Here is a 6,951-nt window from a genome sequence, read left to right as displayed (position 1 = left end):
ACCCCAGCCCTCTCCCTCAAGGGAGAGGGGGCCGTCTGTGCAGGCATTATTTTGTGGGGAACTCTCAGCCCACAGGGAGAGGGCCAGGGTGAGGGCACCAGAGCGCATCATCCCCCATTTACTGCACCGCAAACTCCCTGTCCAGCCTGCTATATCCCAGCCCGTTGATCTTCTTCACTTTGATCTGCACCGGAATGCGCTCTTTCATTGCCTCTACGTGGCTGATCACGCCGATAGTTTTCCCGGTGGCGTTCAGCGCGTCGAGCGCGTCCAGCGCGGTGTCCAGCGTTTCGCTGTCGAGCGTGCCGAATCCTTCATCCAGGAACAGCGAGTCAATGCGCGTTTTGTGACTGACCAGATCGGAAAGCGCTAGAGCCAGCGCCAGACTGACCAGGAAACTCTCCCCGCCGGAAAGGGTACGGGTATCGCGTACCGCATCGGCCTGCCAGGTATCGACCACTTCCAGCTCCAGCGCGTCGCTGGCTTTACGCTGAAGCAGATAGCGGCCATGCAGACGGTTGAGTTGCTGGTTGGCAAGCCACACCAGATTATCCAGCGTCAGCCCCTGGGCGAATTTACGGAATTTATCGCCGGTGCTGGAGCCTATCAGCGCGTTGAGATAGCCCCAGTCGTCGGCCTGACGCGCCGCCTCCTCAATCTGCTGCATAAGCGCCTGCTGGTGCAGACGGTTATCGGCGTCCTGTTTGAGCTGCTGGCGGATCTCCCCCTGATGCGTGGTGTTGTCCCGAAGCTGTTGCGCCAGCTGGTGTAACTGCGCCTGAAGCGTTGCGGCATCGGTTTCCAGCCCCTCGGGGCGCTGTGCCTGATGCGCCTGAAGCTGCTGGCTTGCCTGCACCGAAAGCGCCGTGGCCTGCTGGAGCTGGTTTTCCAGCGTCTGCTTTTGTTGTTCAAGCTGGTGGATCGACGTTTCATCCAGCAGGGCGGAGAGAAATGCGTCCCGATCGGCAAAGCAGCTCGCGGTCAGCGCGGCGTTGAACTGAGCCTGTGATTGCTGGAGCCGTTCACGCTCAAGCGTCTCCTGTTGCTGTAGGGTGGTGAGCTGACTTTGCAGCGACACGCATTCGTCGTGGATGCCGCGCCAGTTCTCAGGGATAACCGCGTCGGCTTCTGCATCATTGGTAACCGGCAGCGTCTCCAGAATGGGCATCAGGGCGTTAATACCTTCCTGAATCGTACCGTGCTGGGCCTGTTTTTCCTGCCACAGGGTATATTCGCTTTCGCGCGCGCTCAGCCAGGCGCTTTCAGCCCCTTCATCGGGCACGCTAAGCGACAGCGATTGTAACGAGGCCGCCAGCGCCTGACGCGTCGCCGTCAGCTGCTGCTGGTACTGGCGCGCCTGACCTTCCTGTTCATTGAGCTGGTTTTGCAGCGTCAGACGCTGGCTGAGCTGATACAGCTGGCGTTCATACTGTTCCTGTTCGCTCATCCAGGGGGCAATATCAGCCTGAATATTCAGCGCTATGTTCAGGGAGGCGCAGACCTCCAGCCACTCTTTAGTGAGTGCTTGCTCTTCCTCAGAGAGAGCCTGTGCTTCCTCAGTCTCGCGCTGGATCTGCTGGGTCAGCGCATTCACCTGCCCGAGCACCAGCAATCCTTCCTCTTTTAGCGCAGCAACCTCTTTCTCCAGCGCGTCGCGGCGGCGCTGATTGTCAGTCAGTTCAAGCGCCTGATACTGCACAACTGCCGGATGTTCGCGTGAACCGCAGAGCGGGCAAGGCTTACCCGCTTCGAGCTGTGCACGATAGTTCTCAAGATCCTTGATTGTCGCCTCACGCTCACAGAGCGCTTTCAGGTCAGCATAGTGCTGATTTTTCTCTTTGAACTGCTGACGCCGCAGGATCAGCGTTTCATTGAGCTTAGCCTGCTCAGCCTGCGCTTTCTGCACGCTTTCCGCATTCTGGCGCAGCCGTTTTTGCAGCGGCTGAAAGCGAGCGTGAAGCGCTGTCAGACGCTGGCGGAGCGCCCGCGACTGTGCCTGTTGCTCCATTGCCGTCGCGAGATCCTCAGCCGTCAGCGTCAACCTACTTTCAGGCATCTCAGCCAGCTTCTGACGAAGCTCAGCCATGCGCGCTGACTGGGCAACAAGCTGATTTTTATCGCGACCCAGTTGCGTAAAATGCGCCCGCCAGCCGGCAATTTCCTGCCCCCACTGACGGAAACGATCGTGTTCGGTCAGCCACTGCGTCAGTACCTTGTGCTCTGTCTGCAACTGTTCACGGTTGCGCAGTGCACCGTTGCGAATACGCGAGCGCTGCACCGCTCTGTCGAGTAAGCGAGTATTTACTTCAACAATTCGCTCTGTTGTCTGCGCCAGGCGGGTGGTCTGCTCCTGCTGATACTCCCATAGCGGACGTAGCTGGGCGGCGGGCTGCGCCAGCTGGAGTTTCGCCAGTTGGGGCGCGGCGTCTGTCAGAGCCTGTTGCGCCTGCTGCTGCGAAGCGGCTGAACGCTGCTGCTCACGTATCAGTTCGTCGTTACGCGTAAGCCACTGAAAATCTTTCTGTTGGCTTTGCTGCTGTGCCAGCAGGACTTTTTCTTCGTCAGTAAGTGCCTGCAAACTTTGCTGCAAGTGCTGCTGCTGTTCCTCGCTCAGCAGCACAACCCCTGCGGCCTGCGCTTCGCACATCTCCAGCGCGTTACGTGCCGCTTTGTGTTTTTCAAAAACCATGGCGGAAATCTGGCCGTAAATTTCCGTGCCGGTCAGTTCCTCCAGCAGCTCTGCGCGATCGCTCGGTTTAGCATTCAGGAAGGCGGCAAACTGCCCCTGAGAGAGCAACATCGAACGGGTAAAGCGACCATAGTCCAGCCCGGTAAGCGTGGCGGTTTGTTCCAGCTTATCCGTGACTTTGTCGGCCAGAATTTTGCCGTCTTCGCAGCGGGCCAGCTCAACGCGCGGTGCCTGTAAGTTCCCGTCCGGCTGGTTGCGGGCGCGGTTCTGGCTCCAGAAAGCGCGATAAGCAACACCTTTGACCTCAAATTCTACTTCCGCCAGGCATTCGGCGGTATCGCGCGTCATCAGGTCGTTTTGCGCCTGAGAGACCTTATTAAGACGCGGCGTTTCGTGGTAAAGCGCCAGGCAGATGGCATCCAGCAGCGTGGTTTTACCCGCGCCGGTTGCGCCGGTGATGGCAAACAGCCCGTTGCTGGCGAACGGCTCCGCGGTGAAATCAATTTTCCACTCACCCTTTAGCGAATTCAGATTTTTCAGACGCAGGCTCAGAATTTTCATGCGTTTTCGTCCTCGTCATGGAGGGAATGCAGGGTCTGGGCAAACAGCTCGTTAAGCCTGGTGCGTCTGGCCTCGTCCACCTCTTCATGCGCAAGCCGCCGCGCGAACACCTCTTCAACCCGAAGTTCGCTAAGCGTTTCACGCTGGGCGTTGAGCAGTATTTTCTCGCGCTGCTCGCGGCTGCGGCGTACCAGCAGCACCTCCACGGGAAGGTCTTCCGTCAGCGTCTGTATTTTACGCTGCATATCGTACAGGTAGTCGTCGGTGGTGATTTCGATATCGAGCCAGACGGGGGGATTAAGCGCTGCGCCGCGCCACTGCTCAAGCTGAGCGGTAATGGCGGCCAGATCGCCTTTCAGCACCGCCAGCGGCTGGGTGACCGGCACCTCAAGCGTCTCAACGGCGCTGAGTTTGCCTCCGGTGAAGCTCACCAGATGCACGGATTTGGCCTTGCCCGTTTCGTCAAAACTGAGCGAAATGGGCGAGCCGCAGTAGCGGATATGCTCGCAGCCGCCGATGATCTGCGCCCGGTGAATATGCCCGAGGGCAATGTAGTCGGCGGGGGGGAAGTTTTGCGCCGGAAACGCGTCCAGCGTACCGATATAGATCTCGCGCACCGCATCACTCTTACTGGCTCCGACGGTGGTGAGGTGCCCGGTGGCAATGATCGGAATGGCCTGATCGCCGCGCAGGGCGCAGGCTTCCGTATGTTGCTGGTGATAATAGCGGGTGATGGCCTGCAACAGATGCTGCTGTTTTTCGCTGCCGGACAGACCTGCCTGGCTTTGCACGATATCGCGCGGGCGTAAAAACGGAATTGGGCACAGCACTGCGCCCGGCGTGCCGTCGCGTTTTTTCAGGATCTGCGGCGCGTGTCCGGCGCTGGCCACCACGGTGGTATTGAGGAACGCCAGAATATCGCGGGATTCATTCAGCGTCGCCACCGAGTCATGGTTTCCGGCCACAATCACCAGGTGACAACCGGTTTGCTGGAGGTTGACCACAAAACGGTTGTACAGCTCACGCGCATAGCTCGGCGGCGATCCGGTATCAAAAATGTCGCCCGCCACAATAATCGCGTCCACCTCGTGAGCCTGAGCCGTCTCCAGCAGCCAGTTCAGGAACGCTTCATGTTCCGCGGCGCGGCTTTTGCTGTAAAAATTTTGACCCAGGTGCCAGTCTGAGGTGTGAAGTATGCGCATAAAAGATCCGTGGCAATAATAAGAAAGCAGGATTATAAACGTTCGGGGAACGGAAAATAACCGCTGTAATAAAACAACAGTTTGCTATTTATAGTGGTAATGTTTTTCATAAATCTGTCATAAATCTGACGCATAATGACGCCGCATTACAGACTTGTAACTTAAATACGATAAGACAGGGCAAAGTATGGCGAGACGTATTCTGGTCGTAGAAGATGAAGCTCCGATCCGTGAAATGGTGTGCTTCGTGCTTGAACAAAATGGCTTCCAGCCGGTTGAAGCGGAAGATTATGACAGCGCGGTGAACCAGCTGAATGAACCCTGGCCCGATCTGATCCTGCTGGACTGGATGCTGCCTGGCGGTTCCGGATTGCAGTTTATCAAGCATATCAAACGCGAGGCGATGACCCGCGATATCCCGGTGGTAATGCTGACGGCGCGCGGCGAGGAAGAGGATCGCGTGCGCGGTCTGGAAACCGGCGCGGACGATTACATCACTAAACCGTTCTCCCCGAAAGAGCTGGTGGCGCGTATCAAAGCCGTGATGCGCCGTATTTCACCGATGGCGGTGGAAGAGGTGATTGTGATGCAGGGGCTGAGCCTGGATCCTACCTCACACCGGGTCATGACCGGTGAAAATCCCCTCGATATGGGACCGACCGAATTTAAACTCCTGCACTTCTTTATGACCCACCCGGAGCGCGTTTACAGCCGCGAACAGTTGCTGAATAACGTCTGGGGAACTAACGTCTATGTCGAAGACCGAACGGTTGACGTCCATATTCGCCGCCTGCGTAAAGCACTGGAACTGAGCGGCCACGATCGCATGGTACAGACGGTCCGCGGCACGGGTTATCGCTTCTCGACCCGTTTCTGAACAATGACAGGAGTGTGACGCGTGCTGGAACGTCTGTCATGGAAAAGGCTCGTCTTTGAACTGATCTTATGCTGCATTCCGGCCCTCATTCTGGGGGCTATCTTTGGCTATCTGCCGTGGTTTTTACTGGTGGCCGTGACGGGATTGCTCGTCTGGCATTTCTGGAATTTACTGCGTCTCTCCTGGTGGCTGTGGGTCGACAGAAGTATGACACCCCCGCCGGGAAGCGGGAGCTGGGAACCGCTACTCTACGGCCTGCACCAGATGCAGATGCGTAACAAAAAGCGCCGTCGTGAGCTGGGAAGCCTGATCAAACGCTTTCGTAGCGGTGCGGAGTCGCTGCCGGACGCGGTGATCCTGACGACAGAAGAAGGGACAATCTTCTGGTGTAATGGCCTCGCGCAACAGCTGCTGGGCCTGCGCTGGCCGGATGATAATGGTCAGAACATCCTGAACCTTCTGCGTTATCCCGAGTTCACGCTGTATCTGAAAAAGCGGGATTTTTCGCGCCCGCACAATCTGAAGCTCAATAACGGTCGCCATCTGGAAATCCGCGTGATGCCCTACAGCGATCGGCAGTGGCTGATGGTAGCGCGGGACGTTACCCAGATGCACCAGCTTGAGGGCGCGAGACGTAACTTCTTTGCCAACGTCAGCCACGAGCTGCGTACGCCGTTGACGGTGCTTCAGGGCTACCTGGAGATGATGCAGGAGCAAACGCTTGAGGGGGCGCCGCGTGAGAAAGCACTGCATACCATGCGGGAGCAGACGTTCCGCATGGAAGGGCTGGTCAAACAGCTGCTGACGCTTTCAAAGATTGAGGCTGCCCCGTCGCTGGCGCTAAACGACATCATTGATGTGCCGATGATGCTGCGGGTGGTGGAGCGCGAAGCCCAAACGCTGAGTCATAATCAGCACACCCTGAGTTTTGACGTTGATAACACGCTGAAAGTGCTCGGCAGTGAAGATGAGCTGCGAAGCGCTATCTCAAACCTGGTCTATAACGCCGTGAATCATACCCCGAAAGGGACGCATATCGCGGTGTGCTGGCAGCATACCCCGGCGGGCGCTGAGTTTAGCGTCGAGGACAACGGGCCGGGGATTGGGCCCGAGCACCTCCCGCGTCTCACCGAACGATTCTACCGGGTGGATAAGGCGCGCTCGCGGCAGACCGGCGGGAGCGGACTGGGACTGGCAATTGTGAAGCATGCCGTCAGCCACCACGAAAGCCAGCTCAATATCGAAAGCACCCTGGGTAAGGGCACGCGCTTTAGCTTCGTGATTCCGGAACGATTAATTGCCAAAAAAAGCGCCTGACGGCAGATGTGTCAGGCTACCTTTCCACGGGCCAGCGATTGCTGGCCCGTTTGCTTTGCAGTCAAGCGAAACGCGGATGAATATTATACGGCTGGTGCTTTTTTGTTCGCATGATTAGCCATGAGTTTTTCTTATACATGGCATATTATTTTGGTCTGAATTTTCATGCTGGCATATTGTTCTGGTTTTACGATCCCTTCTTGCCTTTAAACGTTATAAGCGTTTAAATTGCCCCCCATATACTGTCAGACCGACTGTATTTGCGTGGTAAATCGAAAAACTATTCTTCGCCACGCCAGGACGGG

At 57.1% G+C, this 6,951-nt stretch carries 4 protein-coding genes; 2 read left to right on the top strand and 2 right to left on the bottom strand.

Features of this window, described 5'->3' with window-relative positions:
* Positions 1-118: 118 nt before the first annotated feature.
* Positions 119-3,250 carry an exonuclease subunit SbcC gene (gene sbcC, locus ACOTYH_RS05535; RefSeq protein WP_234095050.1) on the bottom strand — a complete coding sequence of 1,044 codons (3,132 nt, stop codon included), beginning with the start codon at positions 3,248-3,250 and terminating at the stop codon, positions 119-121.
* Positions 3,247-4,452: an exonuclease subunit SbcD gene (gene sbcD / locus ACOTYH_RS05530; protein ID WP_017694432.1), complete on the bottom strand. Its 1,206-nt coding sequence runs from the start codon at positions 4,450-4,452 to the stop codon at positions 3,247-3,249. The genes sbcC and sbcD overlap by 4 nt, the downstream gene beginning before the upstream one ends.
* 187 nt (positions 4,453-4,639) lie before the next feature.
* On the opposite strand from sbcD, the gene phoB reads away from it, so the two are divergent.
* Together phoB and phoR are read left to right on the top strand one after the other, a co-directional pair.
* Complete coding sequence (gene phoB, locus ACOTYH_RS05525) at positions 4,640-5,329, top strand: phosphate response regulator transcription factor PhoB (protein WP_023303179.1); 690 nt, start codon at positions 4,640-4,642, stop codon at positions 5,327-5,329.
* A 21-nt stretch (positions 5,330-5,350) separates the two neighbouring features.
* The gene (gene phoR / locus ACOTYH_RS05520) at positions 5,351-6,646 is read left to right on the top strand and encodes a phosphate regulon sensor histidine kinase PhoR (protein WP_421637599.1); all 1,296 of its coding nucleotides are present in this window, start codon (positions 5,351-5,353) and stop codon (positions 6,644-6,646) included.
* The last annotated feature ends 305 nt before the right edge of the window (positions 6,647-6,951 follow it).

Source organism: Enterobacter cloacae complex sp. SHL001 (assembly GCF_049236825.1).
GTDB classification, from domain to species: domain Bacteria; phylum Pseudomonadota; class Gammaproteobacteria; order Enterobacterales; family Enterobacteriaceae; genus Enterobacter; species Enterobacter hormaechei_C.
This window is presented reverse-complemented; position numbering and strand designations above follow the sequence as displayed.

Bases quoted from the DNA above. Each gene is read 5' to 3' on its own strand.
- sbcD (WP_017694432.1), bottom strand. From the start codon at position 4,452: ATGCGCATACTTCACACCTCAGACTGGCACCTGGGTCAAAATTTTTAC.
- phoB (WP_023303179.1), top strand. From the start codon at position 4,640: ATGGCGAGACGTATTCTGGTCGTAGAAGATGAAGCTCCGATCCGTGAA.
- sbcC (WP_234095050.1), bottom strand. From the start codon at position 3,250: ATGAAAATTCTGAGCCTGCGTCTGAAAAATCTGAATTCGCTAAAGGGT.